The sequence below is a fragment of the Dactylosporangium sp. NPDC000521 genome, assembly GCF_042898305.1.
GTDB lineage: Bacteria > Actinomycetota > Actinomycetes > Mycobacteriales > Micromonosporaceae > Dactylosporangium.
The window spans coordinates 680224-698461 of sequence record NZ_JBIAYW010000002.1; the positions used below are offsets into that span (position 1 = coordinate 680224).

General features: G+C 72.3%; 16 protein-coding genes and 1 pseudogene. All 17 read left to right on the forward strand.

What is annotated here, in order from left to right; all coding sequences use genetic code 11:
* Positions 1-14: 14 nt before the first annotated feature.
* The 17 genes and pseudogenes from ACFY3L_RS08855 (at position 15) to ACFY3L_RS08935 (ending at position 18029) form a co-directional block, all read left to right on the forward strand.
* The gene (locus ACFY3L_RS08855) at positions 15-1229 is read left to right on the forward strand and encodes a winged helix-turn-helix domain-containing protein (RefSeq protein ID WP_389320373.1); all 1215 of its coding nucleotides are present in this window, start codon (positions 15-17) and stop codon (positions 1227-1229) included.
* Between the two features lie 165 nt (positions 1230-1394).
* A complete protein-coding gene (locus ACFY3L_RS08860; RefSeq protein WP_389320376.1) occupies positions 1395-2036 on the forward strand; it encodes a DUF2752 domain-containing protein in 642 nt (213 codons plus the stop codon).
* A 12-nt stretch (positions 2037-2048) separates the two neighbouring features.
* Positions 2049-2786: an FAD-dependent thymidylate synthase gene (gene thyX / locus ACFY3L_RS08865; protein ID WP_389320379.1), complete on the forward strand. Its 738-nt coding sequence runs from the start codon at positions 2049-2051 to the stop codon at positions 2784-2786.
* Positions 2787-2822: 36 nt separating this feature from the next.
* Complete coding sequence (gene dapA / locus ACFY3L_RS08870; protein ID WP_389320381.1) at positions 2823-3776, forward strand: 4-hydroxy-tetrahydrodipicolinate synthase; 954 nt, start codon at positions 2823-2825, stop codon at positions 3774-3776.
* Positions 3773-5461, forward strand: a complete 1689-nt coding sequence (locus ACFY3L_RS08875; protein ID WP_389320384.1) for a ribonuclease J — start codon at positions 3773-3775, stop codon at positions 5459-5461. The genes dapA and ACFY3L_RS08875 overlap by 4 nt, the downstream gene beginning before the upstream one ends.
* A 4-nt stretch (positions 5462-5465) precedes the next feature.
* Positions 5466-5867, forward strand: coding sequence for a DUF2784 domain-containing protein (locus ACFY3L_RS08880; protein WP_389320386.1), 402 nt, complete (start codon positions 5466-5468; stop codon positions 5865-5867).
* A 2-nt stretch (positions 5868-5869) separates the two neighbouring features.
* The gene (locus ACFY3L_RS08885; protein WP_389320389.1) at positions 5870-8509 is read left to right on the forward strand and encodes a DNA translocase FtsK 4TM domain-containing protein; all 2640 of its coding nucleotides are present in this window, start codon (positions 5870-5872) and stop codon (positions 8507-8509) included.
* A gap of 1000 nt (positions 8510-9509) precedes the next feature.
* Positions 9510-10448, forward strand: a complete 939-nt coding sequence (locus ACFY3L_RS08890) for an AEC family transporter (RefSeq protein WP_389320392.1) — start codon at positions 9510-9512, stop codon at positions 10446-10448.
* Positions 10449-10456: 8 nt separating this feature from the next.
* Positions 10457-11068: a helix-turn-helix transcriptional regulator gene (locus ACFY3L_RS08895; RefSeq protein ID WP_389320395.1), complete on the forward strand. Its 612-nt coding sequence runs from the start codon at positions 10457-10459 to the stop codon at positions 11066-11068.
* 25 nt (positions 11069-11093) lie between these two features.
* Complete coding sequence (locus ACFY3L_RS08900) at positions 11094-11537, forward strand: DUF3291 domain-containing protein (RefSeq protein ID WP_389320398.1); 444 nt, start codon at positions 11094-11096, stop codon at positions 11535-11537.
* A 28-nt stretch (positions 11538-11565) separates the two neighbouring features.
* A complete protein-coding gene (rimO, locus tag ACFY3L_RS08905; RefSeq protein WP_389320401.1) occupies positions 11566-12996 on the forward strand; it encodes a 30S ribosomal protein S12 methylthiotransferase RimO in 1431 nt (476 codons plus the stop codon).
* A pseudogene (gene pgsA / locus ACFY3L_RS08910) lies at positions 12993-13547 on the forward strand (CDP-diacylglycerol--glycerol-3-phosphate 3-phosphatidyltransferase); the annotation flags it as partial. The gene rimO and the pseudogene pgsA, both read left to right, overlap by 4 nt.
* 253 nt (positions 13548-13800) lie before the next feature.
* Positions 13801-14343: a CinA family protein gene (locus tag ACFY3L_RS08915; RefSeq protein ID WP_389320404.1), complete on the forward strand. Its 543-nt coding sequence runs from the start codon at positions 13801-13803 to the stop codon at positions 14341-14343.
* Between the two features lie 101 nt (positions 14344-14444).
* A complete protein-coding gene (locus ACFY3L_RS08920) occupies positions 14445-14933 on the forward strand; it encodes a helix-turn-helix domain-containing protein (RefSeq protein WP_389320407.1) in 489 nt (162 codons plus the stop codon).
* 656 nt (positions 14934-15589) lie between these two features.
* Positions 15590-16294, forward strand: a complete 705-nt coding sequence (locus ACFY3L_RS08925; protein ID WP_389320409.1) for a hypothetical protein — start codon at positions 15590-15592, stop codon at positions 16292-16294.
* A gap of 85 nt (positions 16295-16379) precedes the next feature.
* A complete protein-coding gene (locus ACFY3L_RS08930) occupies positions 16380-17243 on the forward strand; it encodes a PspA/IM30 family protein (RefSeq protein ID WP_389320411.1) in 864 nt (287 codons plus the stop codon).
* A gap of 33 nt (positions 17244-17276) precedes the next feature.
* On the forward strand, positions 17277-18029 hold the full coding sequence (locus ACFY3L_RS08935) for a hypothetical protein (RefSeq protein ID WP_389320414.1): 753 nt from the start codon (positions 17277-17279) through the stop codon (positions 18027-18029).
* Positions 18030-18238 lie beyond the last annotated feature (209 nt).

The window sequence follows — 18238 nt, forward strand, 5'->3', positions numbered from 1 at the left end:
GTTAGCCTCGCGGGGTGCTGACACTTACGCAGGCGCGGAGGATCGCTCTCGCCGCTCAGGGTTTCGCCGACAGGGTCCCCACCGGCGTCCCCGAGCGGCGCCACCTGAAGCGGGTCCTCGGCCGCACAGGCCTGCTGCAGATCGACTCGGTGAATGTCGTTCAGCGCGCGCACTACCTGCCCGCCTATAGCCGGCTGGGCCCCTACCCGACCGAGCTGCTCGACAGGATGGCCTATCGGCGCCCCCGCGACCTGTTCGAATACTGGGCCCACGAGGCGTCCCTCGTCCCGGTCCACCTGCACCCGGCGCTGCGCTGGCGCATGCAGTCCGGCGCCGCCTGGGGGCGGATGGTCCGCCTGGCCCGTGAGCAGCCCGACCTGATCCGCCGGGTCCTCGAAGAGATCCGCGCGAAGGGCCCCATGACCGCCAACGAGGTCGAGGGCGACCTGGCCAAGCCCCGCAGCAAGGAACACTGGGGGTGGAACTGGTCGGACACCAAGACCGCGATCGAGTGGCTCTTCTACACCGGCGAGGTCAGCGTCGCCAGCCGCAACTCGTCCTTCGCCCGCCTCTATGACGTCCCCGAGCGCATCTTCCCCGCCGCGGTCCTCGCCGCCCCCACCCCTGACCCGGCCGACGCCTACCGCGACCTGGTCCGCGTCGCGGCCCGCTCCCTCGGCGTCGCCGCCGAGGCCGAGCTGCGCGACTACTTCCGGCTGCCGCTGGCCGGGGCGCGCACCGCGATCGCCGAGCTGGTGGAGTCCGGCGAGCTCATCCCCACCGAGGTGGAGGGCTGGCAGCCCCGCGCCTACCTGCACCACGAGGCCCCCACCCCGCGCCGCATCGGTGCCGCCACCCTCGTCAGCCCCTTCGACCCGCTGATGTGGGAGCGGGCCCGCGTGGCCCGGCTGTTCGGCTTCACCTACCGCATCGAGATCTACGTGCCGCCGCTCCAGCGCCTCTACGGCTACTACGTGCTGCCGTTCCTCCTGGGCGACCGCCTGGTGGCCCGCGTCGACCTCAAGGCCGACCGCCGCTCCTCGACCCTGCTGATCCCTGCCGTCTGGGTGGAGCCCCTGACCGGCCGCGGCGCCCCTTCCCGGCCTGAGGTGGCCTCGGCCTTGTGGGCGGAGCTGCGGCGGTTCGCGGGGTGGTTGGGCCTGGAGCGGGTGGACTTACCCGTCGCGGGCGACTTCGCCGTGGACCTGGCCAAGGCGATGACCGCCTGACTGTCCGCCGCGCTCCCGCGTCGGGCTCCGGCCGTCGGGGGGAGTCCTGGGTGGGCGCGGCAAGCTCCCGGAGGTGTCGACAGGGCCGGCGATGGGGCCCGACCCCGGGTTCGCTGTCGCCGGCGGTTCCTCCTGTTCCGAGCGATCCGATGGTCTGATCTGATCATGGGCGCGCTCAGCGCCGAGGGGTGGTGGCTGGGACGGTGTAGCGTGAAGAGCGTGACGTCACCCCTTCAGGCCGCGCCCGCGAGTGACGGGCTGGCGGCGCGCCTTCTGCCTGGTAAATCCCCCTCGGACGCGGTCCAGCCCGGTGCGGGTGGTCAGGAGGTGCCGCCGTATGGCTACCAGTATGCCTACGTGCCGCGGCCGAAAGGGCGGCTCGCACGGCTGGCGGAGCGGACGCCGAAGTGGGTGTCGCCGCTCGGGCTGACGGCACTGCTGTCCGGCGGGGTGGCGTATACGCTGCTCATGCGGCCGACGCAGGCGGGTGCGAGCGACGCGCCGACGTGCGTGATGAAGCTGTTCACCGGGTTGGACTGCCCGGGGTGCGGCGGCACGCGCGCGGCCTGGTATCTGCTGCACGGTGACATCCCGGCGGCGGCGCACCACCACGCGATGCTGGTGTTCGCCACGCCGTTCCTCGCGTACATGTATGCGAGCTGGACCATCAACCGGCTGGCGAACCGTAAGGTGCTGCCGACGATGCGGCTGTCCAGCGGCGCGCTGATCGGGTTCCTCGTGGCGTGGCTGGTGTGGTCCGTCGCACGCAACCTGCCCTGGGCGCCGTTCGACTGGATGTTCGTTTAGTAGGCTTCTAAAATGCTCGCCGCCAAAGCCATCGCCTGGACCCATTTCGAACCACCCGCGGACGTGCCGTGGGAGACGGATGCGGATGGCGGTCAGGCGCTCGCTGAGTTCGCGGGCCGGGCGTGCTACCAGTCGTGGAAGAAGCCCAACCCGGCGACCGCGACCAACGAGGGCTACCTGCGGCACATCCTCGAGGTCGGGCACCTGTCGGTGCTGGAGCACGGCACCGTCACGTTCTACCTGACCGGGGTGTCCCGGTCGTTCACGCACGAGCTGGTCCGGCACCGGCACTTCTCGTTCTCGCAGCTGTCGCAGCGGTACGTGCCGGGTCGCGAGGCCCAGATGGTCGAGCCGGACGTGATCGCCGAGGATCCGGCGCTGCACAAGGTGTTCACGGAGGCCTCGGAGGCGGCGCTGCGCGCGTACAACGAGCTCCTGGAGGGCCTCGAGGCCAAGTTCAGCGAGGTCGAGAACGGCACGAGCCGCCGCAAGCAGGCCCGGCAGGCGGCGCGGTCGGTGCTGCCCAACGCGGCCGAGACGAAGATCGTCGTGACCGGCAACTACCGGGCGTGGCGGCACTTCGTGACGATGCGGGCGACGGAGGCGGCGGACGTCGAGATCCGTGAGGTGGCGATCGCGTGCCTCAAGGAGCTGCAGCGCGTGGCGCCCAACGTATTCGCGGATTTCACCATCAGTACGCTGGCTGACGGCACCGAGGTCGCCGCCGCTCAGTACAGCTGGGAATCTTGAGCTGAGCGACCGGAAGGCGTCCGCTAGGTTGTGCGTATGACACGCACCGGTTCCGACCCCGGCCGGCCGTTCGGCCGGCTGCTCAGCGCGATGGTGACGCCATTCCGCGCTGACGGTTCGCTCGACGTCGACGGTGCGGCGCGGCTGGCCGCTCACCTGGTCGACGACCAGGACCATGACGGCCTGGTGGTCAACGGGACCACCGGCGAGTCGGCGACGACCAGCGACGCCGAGAAGGACCAGGTGCTGCGGGCCGTCATCGAGGCCGTCGGCGACCGGGCCACGGTGATCGCCGGCGTCGGCACCAACGACACGCACCACACGATCGAGCTGGCCCGCGCCGCGGAGAAAGCGGGCGCCGACGGCCTGCTCGTCGTCACCCCGTACTACAACAAACCCCCGCAGGCGGGCATCCTGCAGCACTTCCGGTCGATCGCCGACTCCTCCGGGCTGCCGGTGATGGTCTACGACATCCCCGGCCGGACCGGTGTGGCGATCGAGACCGACACCATGTGCCGGATCGCCGAGCACGACCGGGTCGTCGCGGTGAAGGACGCCAAGGGCGACCTCGGCGAGAGCGCCTGGGTGATCAAGCGCACCGATCTGGCGTATTACTCGGGTGAAGACAAGCTGACCCTGCCGCTGCTGTCGGTCGGTGCCGTGGGCGTGGTCGGCGTGCCGACGCACGTGTTCGGGCCGGAGACGAAGCGGATGATCCTGGCGCACGAGGAGGGCGACGTCGCCCGCGCCCGTGCGCTCCACCTGCAGCTGCTCCCCGCGTACTGCGGGTTCTTCCGCACGCAGGGAGTCATCCTCACCAAGGCCGCCCTGACGCTGCTGGGCCTGCCCGCCGGGCCGGTGCGCCCGCCGCTGGTGCCGGCGAACGCGGCGGAGCTCGGCAGGCTGCGGGAGGATTGCGCTGAGGCGGGCCGCACGATCGGCACCGCAGACCAGATGGCACATCACAACGAACTCGGAGTGGCCCTATGACGGTGGCACACATCGAGCTCGAGCCACCGCCGCCCCTCACTCCAGGAGCCCTGCGGATCACGCCGCTGGGCGGGCTGGGCGCCATCGGGCGCAACATGACGGTGTTCGAACTCGACGGCAAGCTGCTCATCATCGACTGCGGGGTGCTCTTTCCCGATGTGGAGCAGCCCGGTGTCGACCTGATCCTGCCCGACTTCTCGTCGATCCTGGACCGGCTCGACCAGGTGCAGGCGATCGTGCTCACCCACGGCCACGAGGACCACATCGGTGCCGTGCCGTATCTGCTCGCCCACAAGCCCGACATCCCGCTCGTCGGGTCGAAGTTCACGCTCGCGCTGGTCGAGGCGAAGCTCGCCGAGCGCCGCATCGAGCCCTACACGCTGACGGTCGCGGAAGGCCAGGTCGAGCGGCTCGGGCCGTTCGAGTGCGAGTTCTTCGCGGTCAACCACTCCATCCCGGACGCGCTGGCAGTGGCCGTGACGACGACCGCCGGCACCGTGCTGCACACCGGCGACTTCAAGATGGACCAGCTGCCGCTCGACGGCCGGATCACCGACCTGGCCGGGTTCGCCCGGATCGGTGCCAAGGGCGTCGACCTGCTGCTGTCCGACTCGACCAACGCGGAGATCCCCGGGTTCGTCACCCCGGAGCGGGAGATCGGCCCGGTCCTGGAGCGGACCTTCGGCCGGGCCAAGGGACGGATCATCGTCGCGTCGTTCGCGTCGCACGTGCACCGGGTGCAGCAGGTGTTCGACGCCGCGCACCTGCACGACCGCAAGGTCGCGCTGATCGGCCGGTCCATGGTGCGCAACATGGGCATCGCCCGCGACCTGGGGCTGCTGCGCATCCCGGCGGGGCTGCTGGTGCCGATCGACGAGGCGATGGGGCTGCCCGAGGACCGGGTCGTGCTGATGTCGACCGGCTCGCAGGGTGAGCCGATGAGCGCCCTGGGCCGGATGGCCAACGGCGACCACCGGCACGTGCAGATCGGCGAGGGCGACACGATCGTGCTCGCGTCGTCGCTGGTCCCGGGCAACGAGACCGCGGTGTACCGGGTGATCAACCAGCTGTCGCGGGCCGGCGCGTTCGTCGTGCACAAGGACGTCGCCAAGGTCCACGTCTCCGGGCACGCACCCGCCGGTGAGCTGCTCTACCTGCTCAACGTGGTGCAGCCGCGCAACTTCATGCCGGTCCACGGCGAGTGGCGGCACCTGCGGGCGCACGCCCAGCTCGCCCGCGACGCCGGCGTCCCCGACGATCGGGTCGTGCTCTGCGAGGACGGTGACGTCGTCGACCTCGTCGACGGCAAGGCCTCTCTCGTCGGCCACATCCGGTCGCGGTACGTGTACGTCGACGGCCTCGCCATCGGCGACGTCGGCGAGTCGCTGCTCACCGAGCGCCGCATCCTCGGCGACGGCGGGTTCATCGCGGCGACCGTGGTCATCGACTCGGTGACCGGCAAGGTCGTCGCCGGCCCGACCGTGTCGGCGAAGGGCTTCTCCGACGACCCGGCGGTGTTCGCCGCGGTGCTGCCGCTGGTCACCGAGGCGCTCAACAAGGCCGCGACCGAGGGCATCACCGATCCGCACCAGCTGCAGCAGATCGTGCGGCGCACCGTGGGCCGCTGGGTCAACGAGGCCTATCGGCGCCGGCCGATGATCGTCCCGACGGTGGTGGAGGTCTAGCGAGATGTACGAGGTGCTGGCGTCCACCGTGCTCGTCGTGCACTTCGGCTATCTCGCGTACGTGGTGCTGGGCGGGTTTCTCGCCTGGCGGTGGACCTGGGCGTTGTGGCCGCATCTCGCGGCCGCCGCCTGGGGCCTCGCCGTGGTGAGCATCCCGCTCACCTGCCCGTTGACGCTGGTCGAACACTGGGCCCGCCGCAAGGCCGGCGAGACCGGCGTCGGGCGCGGCTTCATCGACCAGTACATCGAAGGCGTCCTGTATCCGGAGCGCTACACCCATCTGTTGCAGGTGCTGGCGGGTGTGGTGATAGCGGTGTCCTACGCCGGAATCTATCTGCGCCGCAGAAAGCGCCGGAACACGACCCATGGCTCCGAAGAAATGTCGGAGCCTACCGCTACGGTGTGACCATGGCGGGCCGCACCTCTCAGGCCGGCCGCGGTGGCACCCCCAGCGCCCGCGGCGGGTCGAGCACGCCGTCCAAACGGACGACTCCGGCGAAGCGGACGGCTGCGGCGTCGGGTTCGACCGCTCGCTCGACCTCGGCTTCGACCTCCCGGGCCGCCGCCAAGCGGGCGGCTCCCGCGGCGCGCCGCACGGTGACGCCACGGCCGCGGCGGCGCAGCGGCGCCGTCGTCGCCACGCCGCTCGGGCTGCTCGGCCGGGGCATGATCGCGGTCTGGATGGGTGTCGCGCACGGTGTCGGCTGGGCCGCGCGGGCCGTGGGCCGCCAGGCGGCCAACGCCCGCGGGCTCGACCCCGAGCACCGCCGCGACGGCGCCGGCCTGGCCCTCATCGGCCTCGCCGTGCTGCTCACCGCCGCGCTGTGGTTCCAGTCCGCGGGGCCGGTCGGGCACTGGCTCGCCGGCATCTGCCACACGTTCATCGGCGGCGCCGCGGCGATCCTGCCGGTGCTGCTGGTCGTCGGCGGCATCCGGGTCATGCGCTCCGACCCCGAGGAGGACCACCGCGGCCGCGGCCTCGTCGGCTGGAGCGCGCTCTTCCTCGGCGGCACCGGCCTCTTGCACCTCGCGTCCGGCAGCCCCGAGGCGCCCCAGCTCATGGACAAGGCAGGCGGACTGCTCGGCCGCGCCGGCGGCGGCCTGCTGGAGAAGGCCGTGACCTCCTGGGTCGCGGTCCCGCTGCTGCTCCTGCTCGCCGGGTTCGGCCTGCTGGTCGTCACCGCCACCCCGATCAGCCGCATCCCGCAGCGCTGGCGGCAGCTGCGAGACCTCGCGCTCGGCCGCGTCGAGGACCCGACCCTCGACGTCGACGAGGAGTTCGAGGAGCTCTACGACGAGCCGGAGCCACGCCCGGCGCGCCGCGCACCGGCCCGCCGGCGGCAGGCCGCGCTGCCGCACCCGCTCGACGACGAGGACGGGCCGCTCGGCTACGACGCCTCGGCGCCCGACCTGGGCCCCGGTGGCGACGCCGACGACGCGATCGTGCACGACACCGTCGTGCTGCCACGCCCCGCGGCCGCCTCGCGCAAGAAGGCCAAGGAGAAGGAGAAGGATCCGCCGGAGCACTCGCCGCTGCCGACCCGCGCCGAGCAGCTCGCGCTCACCGACGCCGACTACAAGCTGCCGCCGCCCGACCTGCTCGGCACCGGCGACGCCCCGCGCGGCCGCACCCGGGCCAACGACGAGGTGACCGCGGCATTGCAGGGCGTCTTCGAGCAGTTCGGCGTCGACGCGCTCGTCACCGGCTTCACCCGCGGCCCGACAGTCACGCGCTACGAGGTCGAGGTCGGTCACGGCGTCAAGGTCGAGCGGATCACCGCCCTGTCGCGCAACATCGCCTATGCGGTGAAGTCGCCCGACGTGCGCATCCAGAGCCCGATCCCCGGCAAGAGCGCCGTCGGCGTCGAGATCCCCAACTCCGACCGCGAGAATGTCGCGCTCGGCGACGTGCTGCGCTCCCGCGTCGCGGCCGGCGACCACCACCCGCTGCTCGTGGCCCTCGGCAAGGACATCGAGGGTGGCTATGTGGTGGCCAACCTGGCGAAGATGCCGCACATCCTGATCGCCGGCGCGACCGGCGCGGGCAAGTCGAGCTGCCTCAACTCGCTGCTCGTGTCGCTGCTGACCCGGGCGACGCCCGACGAGGTGCGGCTGCTGCTGGTCGACCCGAAGCGGGTCGAGATGACCAGCTATGAAGGCATCCCGCACCTGGTGACGCCGATCGTCACCAACCCGAAGCGGGCCGCCGACGCGCTCGACTGGGTCGTGCGCGAGATGGACATGCGCTATGACGACCTGGCCGCCGCCGGCGTCCGCCACATCGACGACTACAACCGCAAGGTCCGCGCCGGGCAGATCACCGCGCCGCCGGGCAGCGAGCGGGTGATCCGCCCGTATCCCTACCTGCTGGTCGTCGTCGACGAGCTCGCCGACCTCATGATGGTCGCGCCGCGCGACGTCGAGGACTCGGTGGTGCGCATCACGCAGCTCGCCCGCGCGGCCGGCATCCACCTGGTCCTCGCCACGCAGCGCCCCAGCGTCGACGTCGTCACCGGTCTCATCAAGGCGAATGTGCCGTCGCGGCTGGCGTTCGCGACGTCGTCGCTCGCCGACTCCCGCGTCATCCTCGACCAGCCGGGCGCCGAGAAGCTCATCGGCCGCGGCGACGGCCTCTTCCTGCCGATGGGCGCCTCGAAGCCCATCCGCATCCAGGGCGCCTGGGTCAGCGAGACCGAGATCAACGACATCGTCAAGTTCTGCAAGGACCAGCGCGAGCCCGAGTTCCGCGAAGGCGTCACCACCAAGCCCGAGGACACCAAGAAGAAGGTCGACGAGGAGATCGGCGACGACCTCGACCTCCTGCTCCAGGCCATCGAGCTCGTCGTCACCAGCCAGTTCGGCTCCACGTCCATGCTGCAGCGCAAGCTGCGCGTCGGCTTCGCCAAGGCCGGCCGCCTCATGGACCTCATGGAGACCCGCGGCATCGTCGGCCCCTCCGAGGGCTCCAAGGCACGTGACGTCCTCATCAAGCCTGACGAGCTCCCCGAGGTCCTTACCGCCCTCAAGGACTCCGAAGACGACGCCTGACCCCGCTGCAGCGCAAGCTGCGCGTCGGCTTCGCCAAGGCCGGCGCGGCCTCATGGACCTCAAGGCCGGCGGCCTCATGGACCTCGCGGAGAGCCGTGGCATTGTCGGCTTCTCCGAAGGCTCCAAGGCTCGCGATGTCCTCATCAGGCCTGAACGCCCCGCTCCCCACACTGTGCGGCCGGGGAGGGCGGTGTCGCTGGGCCGCGGGCCGTGGCAATCCATGATGCGCGATCCGCCGGATGCTGGGTGCGGGCCGGACGCGGATCTGGACGGGCAACTGGGCGCGGGACGAGGTGCGGGGCGCGCAGGCAGCGTGCGTGCCACGCCGGCCCGGGCACAGCTCAGCCGGTGGCCGCCGTAGGCAGGCTCCACCGGGCGGGTCGCGTTCGTCGTGGACAAGCTGCGTCGTCGGGGGTCGGCAGTCTCGCACCGCTGATCTTCGTGACCGTCGGCATGATCGAAGGACAGCCCTGGCCGCGCACACGACCACCACGCGACTTCGATCACTGCGGCTATTGCCACGATCGATTCGCATGAGGTCATGCCGCGGTGCGGCGTCCGCGTCGAGGTGCGTCGTGCTGGTTGTGAACCACGATGGTGGGTGTGGTGCCGGCGGTCAGCGTGATGTGCACCGGTTGTGAAACTGACGGCGGTGTGGACGCACCGAATGATGCCCTCGACGGTGCTGGACCACGTGAGGACGGCGTCGGGGGAACATCACCGCCGCGACCACGCCACCTGGCGCCCGGCCCCGGCCGGGAGGAACCCGCCCTCCGTGCTGGCCTGCTCCACCACCACCGGTTGACAAACCCTGCACAGATCGAAGGACGGGCCGGCTGTCATTGTGACCGGATCTGTCCTTCGATCAAGCAGGTGTGCGGGCGGGGTGGGGTGGCGGTATGACAGTCCGAGGGGGAGGGCCGGGGCGCGGAGCGGGTGGTGGCATGGGTGATCCGGTGAGGACGGCCACGGGCAGGTCGGAAGGGCACGCCGTGGTGAGGTGGGGGTGTTAGCGGCGTTCGTGCCGATCTGGGCGCTCACCGCTGTCGGCTACGTCGCCGGGCGGACCGGGGTGCTGGGGCTCGGGGCCGTGGACGTGCTCGGGCGGTTCGTGTTCTACGTGGCGATGCCGGCGGCGCTGCTCGACACGCTGAGTCGCCGGCCGATCGCCGGGTTCGCGGGGGAAGGGGTCGCCGCGTTCGTGGGTGCCACGGTGGTGGTGGGCGCGGTCGGGTTCGGGGTGGCGCGGTGGGGGTTCCGGCGGTCGTTGGGGGAGCAGACCATCGCCGGCATGGCGGCCGGGTACGTCAACGCGGGGAACCTCGGCATACCGGTGGCGGTGCAGGTGCTCGGGGACGCGTCGTTCATCGCGGTGGTGCTGCTCATCCAGACGACCATCCTCACGCCGGTGATCCTGGGGACGCTGGACCTGGCGCGGGTGGGGAAGGTGGAAAGAGCGGCAGGGCGGGCGTGGCGGCGGCTGGTGACGGTGCCCCTGCGGAGCCCGGTCATGCTGGCCTGCGTCGCCGGGGTGCTGCTCGGGGCCGCGGGGCTGGAGCTGCCGCCGCTGCTGGCCCGGGTCGCGGGGCTGCTCGGCGACGCCGCGGTGCCGTCCGCGCTCGTGGCGCTGGGGTTGTCGCTGGTGCGCGGGAACGACCCCGGTCAGGTGCCCGCCCGGCCGGTGGAGGTGGCGCTGTCGGTGGTGCTCAAGTCGTGCGTCCAGCCGTTCGTGTGCTTCCTGCTCGCCGGGTACGTCTTCGGGCTGCACGGCGCCGGGCTGTTCGCGGCGGTGCTGTGTGCCGCGCTGCCGACGGCCCAGAACACGTTCGTGTTCGCCCGGGCGTACGGCGTCGACGGCCGCTTCCCGCGTGACGCCGTGGTCGCCTCGACGGCGGTGTCGATGGTGACGCTGACGGTGGTGGCTGTACTGCTGGGATAGTTGGTCGGGTGGATGCCGATGCGATCGCTGCGCTGGCCGAGCCGCAGCGCCGGGCCGTGTACGAGTACGTCGCCCGGAGCGGGGAGCCGGTCAGCCGGAACGCGGTCGCGGACGCGCTGGGGATCGGGCGGACCCTCGCGGCGCACCATCTGGACCGGTTGGCCGAGGCGGGGCTGGTCGAGGCGTCGTTCGCACGGATCAACGGGCGCAGCGGGCCCGGGGCGGGGCGGCCGTCGAAGCTGTACCGGCGAGCCGCGGCCGAGCACGAGCTGAGCCTGCCGCCGCGGGACTACCGGACCCTGGCCACGGTGTTCGCCGACGCCGTCGAGGAGGCCGGGGTGGAGCCGGTCCTGTACGAGGCGGCGCGCCGGCAGGGGGAGCGCCTGAGGAAGGGCGCGACGGAGGACGAGGAGCTGCTGCGGGGTCTCGGGTACGAGCCGTACGCGGACGGCGCCGTGTGGCGGCTGCGGAACTGCCCGTTCGACGGGGTGGCGAGGACGCACGCGGCGCTGGTCTGCGGGGCGAACCTGGCGCTGCTGGAAGGGGCGCTGGGAGAGCGGGTCCAGATCGACCCCCGGCCGGACGGGTGTTGTGTGACCGTTAGGCGGTACCAAAAATAATCGCGGTTGATTTTAGAATGTCGCCATGACCTTCCACCTCGCGCAGCTGAACGTCGGCCGGACCGTCGGGCCGAAGGAAGACCCCCGCATGGCCGGCTTCTACGGGGACCTCGACCGGATCAACGCCATCGCCGACGGCTGGCTGGGGTTCGTCTGGCGGCTCGTCGACGACGGCGGCGCGGACGCGACCTCGCTGCGGCCGTTCGGCGGCGACCTGCTCGTCAACCTGTCCGTGTGGGAGAGCCTCGAGGCGCTGCGGGATTTCACGTTCCGCAGCGGTCACCTCGACGTGCTGCGACGGCGGCGTGAGTGGTTCGTGCCACTCGGGGACGTGCACGCCGTCAACTGGTGGATCCCGGCGGGGCACATCCCGACGGTCGACGAGGCGGGGGAACGGCTGGACCTGCTGCGACGCAAGGGCCCGTCATCCGATGCGTTCACGTTCCGCGACCCCTTCCCCGCAGCCTGAGCCCAGGTCCGCCCGGTACCCTCGGAGCATGCCCGCCAACGCTGACCGTCGCGTCGCCCTGCTCACCCTCGGCTGCGCCCGTAACGAGGTGGACTCCGAGGAGCTGGCCGCCCGCCTCGCGGCCGGCGGCTGGGCGGTCACCACCGACGGCACCGACGCGGACGTGGTCGTCGTCAACACCTGCGGGTTCGTCGCCAAGGCCAAGCAGGACTCGATCGACACGCTGCTCGCCGCCGCCGACACGGGCGCCAAGGTCGTCGCGACCGGGTGCCTCGCCGAGCGGTACGGCGAGCAGCTGGCCGGCGAGCTGCCCGAGGCGCACGCGGTGCTCGGCTTCGACCACTACCCGGACATGGCGGCCCGCCTCGACGCGATCATGGCCGGCGAGACGATCGCCTCGCACGCGCCCCGCGACCGGCGCACGCTGCTGCCGCTGACCCCGGTGGCGCGCCGCGAGGCGGTCGAGGTGGTCGTGCCGGGCCACCTGCCGGCGCACCTGCGCGGCGTGATGCGGCAGCGGCTCGAGCAGGGGCCGGTCGCGCCGCTGAAGCTGGCCAGCGGCTGTGACCGGCGCTGCACGTTCTGCGCGATCCCCTCGTTCCGCGGCGCGTTCGTGTCCCGGACCCCGGACGAGGTGCTTGCCGAGGCGGAGTGGCTGGCGTCCACCGGCGTCCGCGAGCTGGTGCTCGTCAGCGAGAATTCGACGTCGTACGGCAAGGACCTCGGCGACCCGCGCCTCCTGGAGCGGCTGCTGCCGCAGCTGGCGGCGGTCAGCGGCATCGTGCGGGTGCGGGTGTCGTACCTGCAGCCGGCCGAGACCCGGCCGGGCCTGGTCGAGGCGATCGCGACCACGCCGGGCGTCGCGCCGTACTTCGACCTGTCGTTCCAGCACTCCAGCGAGCCGGTCCTGCGGCGGATGCGGCGCTTCGGGTCGACCGAGCGGTTCCTGGAGCTGCTCGAGTCGGTGCGCAAGCTCGACCCGGAGGCCGGCGCCCGCAGCAACGTGATCGTCGGCTTCCCGGGCGAGACCCGTGAGGACGTCGACGAGCTGGCCCGCTTCCTCACCGAGGCGCGCCTCGACGCGGTCGGCGTGTTCGACTACAGCGACGAGGACGGCACCGAGGCCGCCGACCTGCCCGACAAGGTGTCCGAGAGCGACATCAAGAAGCGGTACGACTGGATGAGCGCCCTCGCCGAGGAGCTCTGCGCGCAGCGGGCCGCCGACCGGATCGGCTCCCAGGTCGACGTCCTCGTCGACTACCTCCTCGACGACTCGGTCGAGGGGCGAGCCGGGCACCAGGCGCCCGAGGTCGACGGATCCACGACACTCGTCGCCGGCGACGGGCTCGACCCGTTCTCGCTGCGCCCCGGTGACCTCGTCCGGGCCAGGGTCGTCGACAGCGTCGGCGTCGACCTGGTCGCCGTCCCGATCGAGATGATCAGTCCGGCGGCCTCATGACCGTTCTCAAGCCCGTCCCGTTGCTCAACGCGGCCAACGTCCTGACGGTCGTGCGGATGGTGCTCGTCCCGGTCTTCGTCTTCTTCGTTGTCGCGGGCGGGCTGACCGACACCGGTTGGCAGCTCGCGGCGGGCATCACGTTCGTGGTCGCGTCGGCGACCGACTACGTCGACGGGTGGATCGCCCGCACGTACAACCTGGTCACGTCCTTCGGCAAGGTCGTCGACCCGATCGCCGACAAGGCGCTGACCGGCGCGGCGCTGGTGCTGCTGTCGCTGTACGACCGGCTGCCCTGGTGGGTGACCGTGCTCATCCTCGTGCGCGAGTGGGGCGTCACCGGCCTGCGCCTCTGGGTGATCCGGCACGGCGTCATCCCCGCGAGCCGGGGCGGCAAGGCGAAGACGGCGCTGCAGATCCTGGCGATCGGCTGGTACCTGACGCCGCTGCCGGACTGGCTCGCCGCCGTGGGGCCGTGGCTGATGGCGGGCGCCGTCATCGTGACGGTTGTCACTGGATTGGATTACGTGCTGCGGGCGTACCGGGTGCGCCGCGACTCCCCGCGCCGTCGCCGTACGGGTGCCACGGGCGGCGGGCCGGACACGTTCGGCGAGGCCGACCGGCTGGCCGCCCAGGACCAGATGCTGGGCACGCCGATCGCCGCACCGGCGGTCGCGCCCGTGGCGGACGAGCCGGTCGCATGAGCGGCGCGCGATCGCCCCGGACCTCGGACGTCGGCTCGCGTGGACGCCCGGCCGCGGGCGTGAGTCCGCGTGGACGCCGGGCCGCGGGCGTCAGCTCGCGTGGATGCCTGGCCGCGGGCGTGAGCTCGTGTGGGGGCCGGGTCGCGGTGGAGGTGATGGCGTGAGCGCGGCGGAGGTGCTGGCGACGCTGCAGGGGCGGGGCGAGACCCTCGCGGTCGCCGAGTCGCTGACCGGAGGGCTGCTGGCCGCGGAGATCGTCGCAGTGCCCGGGGCGAGCGCGGTGTTCCGTGGCGGAGTGGTCGCATATGCGACGGATTTGAAGGCGGCGTTGCTGGACGTACCGGTGCCGCTGCTGAACGCTCATGGACCGGTCGATCCGTCGGTCGCGGCCGCCATGGCCGCCGGGGCGCGGGGACGGTGCGATGCCGACTGGGCCGCCGCCACGACCGGCGTCGCGGGCCCGGATCCGCAGGGTGGCCAGCCTGTCGGCAGGGTGTACGTCGCCGTCGCCGGACCCCTGCCGGAGCACGCCGCCGTCCGGGAGCTCACCCTGCCGGGTGACCGCTCCGAGGTGCGCGCCGGCGCCGTCCAAGCGGCCGTCACGCTCCTCGCCGAGCGGCTGGCGATCACCATCACCTCGCGATAAACGGCGGGGTAGGGTGTCGATCGGCGCCGCACCAGGTACCGTGGCGGGTACCAGTTTTCGCGGGGAACCCATTCGCGGACTGCCTCAGAGGGGGTGCCAAGGTGCTGCTTCGTCGAGTGATCGGTGACGCGCTGCGTGCGCGGCGGCAGGCCCAGCACCGGACCCTGCGCGAGGTGTCGACCGCCGCCAACGTCAGTCTCGGCTACCTGTCCGAGATCGAGCGCGGGCAGAAGGAGGCGTCCAGCGAGCTGCTGGCCGCCATCTGTGAGGCGCTCGGGGCCGCGTTGTCCGAGGTGCTGCGCGATGTGAGCGACACGCTCGCCACCGCGGAGGACCTGCCACGCGTGCTCGTCCCGGTCGGTGCGCCCGAGTCCACGCAGGAGTCCGCGCCCGCGACCGAGCCGGCGGCCGCTCCCGCCGCCGCTGGGGCGGGTCCGTCCGCGCCGGAGGCTCGGCTGGCCAGCCGCAGTGGGCAGAAGACCAAGGTCAGCGCCGACGCGAAGCTGTCGGTGGCCGTCCATCACGACGGCCCGCTCCGCACGACGCTGCGGGCGACCCGCAACCCGCGGGAAGTCGTCTACGCCGCCTGACGCGGCACGTCTTGATCGCTGCCGGTCGTCGCCGCGACCGCGGGGTGCCGTCACGCTGCCCGTAGCCGTCGGGTCATGCGGCCGTGCCGCCATCGAGCCGCTGCCGTTGCGTCCCTGTCTCCGTTGGCCGTGACGCCCCGTGTCGCCATCGGCCGTGACGCCCGTGTCGCCGTTGTCCCGACCGTGTGGCCGCCGTGCCGTCTCCGCGCCGCAGTGCGTCCCCGCGTCGTCGTGCCGTCTCCGCGTCGTCGTGCCGTCCCCGCGCCGCTGTGTGTCCTCGCGCCGTCGTGATGGCCAGGCTGCTGTCGGGCCGGGCGCCGTCGGCCGCGTTGCCCGTGTCGCCGTAGGGCCGTTTCGCGGCGTCCGTCGGGGGGTGTGGCCGCGAAGGCTGCGCGGGGTTCTGCCGCGCGGCCTGCAAGGCTGCGCGGAACCCCGCCGGGCCGCTGGAGGGCTGGTGGACCGACCAAGGTGCGGATCCATACGCGGAGGGTGACGGGCGGCGGTTCGTACCGGCGACGCCGCGGCAATCGACGAACTTCGGCGTAGAAAGCGCCTGCCACACTGGGCCCGGGCGTGGCTCGGCAACTTCTGGCAGTCGGATCGACTTCGGTCTCGTTCGGTGCTCGTCAGTGGAAGGCAGACTTGTAGATGTGGGTGTGAGGGAGCAGGTGTCCGAGCCCTGGGGGCTCGTCGCGGCAGGGGTGCTGAATGGCGCGGTCGCACCGGCCGGCGTGCTCGCCCGGATCCCGGTGGGCCTCGCCGTCGCCGGCGTCGTGAACGGCATCAAGGTCGGCCTCGGCGCGCTGCTCGACCGCACGCCGTCCCGCCGCCCCGCTCACCTGCCGGCGCCGGCCCGCGGTGGCGACGCCGAGCGGTGGCTGCGGAGGGCTGAGTCGGCCGTACAGATGCCGCATCGGCAATCGGAGACGCCCTCCGATGCCGTCCTGCGGGCGCAGGCGGCCGAGGCGCTGGGTGACCTCGCCAGGTTCGCCGGTCAGGTGACGCTGATCGAGCGGACGTCGGCGGGCATCGACGTCGCCCGGCCCCAGAACGACCGGGCGCGGCTGGCGCAGGGGATCGACGGGCTGCCGGCCGGGCCGCTGCGGGCGGAGCGGGAGCGGGCCCTGCGGGCGGTGCCCGATCAGCTCGGCGTGGCGCGGCGGATGGACGGCGTCCGCGAGATGCTGCTCGCGCGGACGCAGTCGGCGGTACTGGGTCTCGAAGGGCTGCTCGCACGGATGGCCGAGCTGCTGGCCCTCCACGCGACGCCGGCATGGGCAGGTGCAGTAGTGCGCATCCCTGAGATCACCCTGAGTCGCACGTGTTTCACACCGCTTTGTCCGCATTATCCCACCGTTTGAGTTGACGCTGGGCGTGACGCTCTCGCGCTCGCCTGACACGATGGAAGCCGCACGTTTGTAGTGCCGGCGCAGAGAGGACCGCGAGATGGCGAATCCCGCCGCGAAGGGCTGGAAGTACCTGATGGCGCTCTTCGGCGCCAAGATCGACGAGCACGCCGATCCGAAGGTGCAGATCCAGCAGGCGATCGAGGAGGCGCAGCGCCAGCACCAGGCCCTGGTGCAGCAGGCCGCGGCCGTGATCGGCAACCAGCGGCAGCTCGAGATGCGGCTGTCCCGGCAGATGGGCGAGGTCGAGAAGCTGCAGTCCTCGGCCCGCCAGGCGCTCACCCTCGCCGACAAGGCCCGCGCCGAGGGCAACGAGGCGAAGGCCGCGGAGTACGAGCAGACCGCGCAGATCTTCGCCACCCAGCTCGTCGCGGCCGAGCAGGGCATGGAAGACATGAAGACGCTGCACGACCAGTCGCTCAACGCGGCCGCTCAGGCCCGCCGCGCGGTCGAGAACAACGCGATGCTGCTGCAGCAGCGCCTCGCCGAGCGCACCAAGCTGCTCAGCCAGCTCGAGCAGGCCAAGATGCAGGAGACCGTCGCCAAGTCCCTCGAGTCGATGAGCGGCCTCGCCGCGCCGGGCAACACGCCGTCGCTCGACGAGGTGCGCGAGAAGATCGAGCGCCGCTACGCCAACGCGATGGGCCGCGCCGAGCTCGCCTCCAACTCCGTCGAGGGCCGCATGCTGGAGGTCCAGCGCACCACGCTCGACATGGCCGGCAGCTCCCGCCTCGACCAGATCCGCGCGAGCATGGCCGGCGAGCAGCTCGCCGCCGCGCCCGCGACGCCCAGCACACCCGCCGCGGCCTCCTCGGGCCCGCGGGACGCCGGGGTCGCCCGCCTCGACGAGATCCGGGCGAGCCTGAAGGACAAGCAAGCGGGCGACACCGCCAGCGCCGGCTGACGAGTTCAACGTTTTTACTGGGGGGAGCCGGTCATGGCGTCGGAGCGGACGAAGCACCTGAAGCGACTGCGGCGGCTGCACCGCTCCGCGCGTGGCTGGTCCGTGCGGGCCGGCCTGCTGACCGGCGCCACCGCGATTCTGGTGCCGTACAGCGGCGTCGGGCTGCCCGACGCCTTCTGGGCGGCCGCTGCCGGCGGCTCCATCGCGATCGCCGTCTGGCGCTGGATCGACCTGCGGGCCTTCCGTGCGCTGCCCGTGCCGCCCGAGCCCGACCCGGCCCTCATCGGCGCCCAGGCCCGCGAGAAGCTCGTCGGCATCGTGGCCAAGCTGCCCGCGGGGCGCACGGCGATCGCGGAGTTCGGCCGGCAGCGCGAGTCGTTCCGGCTCCGGGGCCTGACGGTCGCCGAGCCGTGGCGGCGCCTCGACCGCGCCTCGGCGATGCTCGCCGGGCTGGTCGGCCGGCTCGGCCCGCACGCGGAGGCCGCCGTGCTCGACGCGACCGTCGCCGAGCAGTCGCTGCGCGACCTGGCCCAGCGCACCGCGTCCGTCGAGCGTGCCATGAGCCTCGGCCCGGCCGGCAACTCGCTCCGGCCCGCCCACGCGGCCCTGGCGGCGCAGCTGGAGCAGGGCGTGACGGCGTATGAGCAGTTCGTCACGGCGGCGGCCGGCTGCGTCGCCGAGGACAGCGCCACGATCGGCAACCTGGCGGACGCGACAGCGTTCCTGAAGGGCGTCGCCGAGGCGATGTCGGACCTGCGGTCGACCCCACGAGCCAGCACCGCCTGAGCGCTCCGCGTCCCGCGCTCCGGGGTTCCGCGCTCCGGGGTTCCGCGCTCCGGGGTTCCGCGCGCCCGGCTCTGCGCGCCGCTCCGCGTGCCGGGGTTCTGCGTGCACGCCGCTCCGTGCTGGGCTCCGCGCCGCTCTGCGTGCCGTGTTCCGCGTGTGGGGGTTCCGCGCGGCTCCGCGTGCCGTGTTCCGCGTGTGGGGGTTCCGCG

Coding starts and splice junctions, on each gene's coding strand:
- ACFY3L_RS08930 (WP_389320411.1), top strand. CDS start 16,380: ATGGCGAATCCCGCCGCGAAGGGCTGGAAGTACCTGATGGCGCTCTTC.
- ACFY3L_RS08900 (WP_389320398.1), top strand. CDS start 11,094: ATGACCTTCCACCTCGCGCAGCTGAACGTCGGCCGGACCGTCGGGCCG.
- ACFY3L_RS08875 (WP_389320384.1), top strand. CDS start 3,773: ATGACGGTGGCACACATCGAGCTCGAGCCACCGCCGCCCCTCACTCCA.
- dapA (WP_389320381.1), top strand. CDS start 2,823: ATGACACGCACCGGTTCCGACCCCGGCCGGCCGTTCGGCCGGCTGCTC.
- ACFY3L_RS08935 (WP_389320414.1), top strand. CDS start 17,277: ATGGCGTCGGAGCGGACGAAGCACCTGAAGCGACTGCGGCGGCTGCAC.
- thyX (WP_389320379.1), top strand. CDS start 2,049: ATGCTCGCCGCCAAAGCCATCGCCTGGACCCATTTCGAACCACCCGCG.
- ACFY3L_RS08880 (WP_389320386.1), top strand. CDS start 5,466: ATGTACGAGGTGCTGGCGTCCACCGTGCTCGTCGTGCACTTCGGCTAT.
- ACFY3L_RS08860 (WP_389320376.1), top strand. CDS start 1,395: ATGGGCGCGCTCAGCGCCGAGGGGTGGTGGCTGGGACGGTGTAGCGTG.
- rimO (WP_389320401.1), top strand. CDS start 11,566: ATGCCCGCCAACGCTGACCGTCGCGTCGCCCTGCTCACCCTCGGCTGC.
- ACFY3L_RS08885 (WP_389320389.1), top strand. CDS start 5,870: ATGGCGGGCCGCACCTCTCAGGCCGGCCGCGGTGGCACCCCCAGCGCC.
- ACFY3L_RS08915 (WP_389320404.1), top strand. CDS start 13,801: ATGCCTGGCCGCGGGCGTGAGCTCGTGTGGGGGCCGGGTCGCGGTGGA.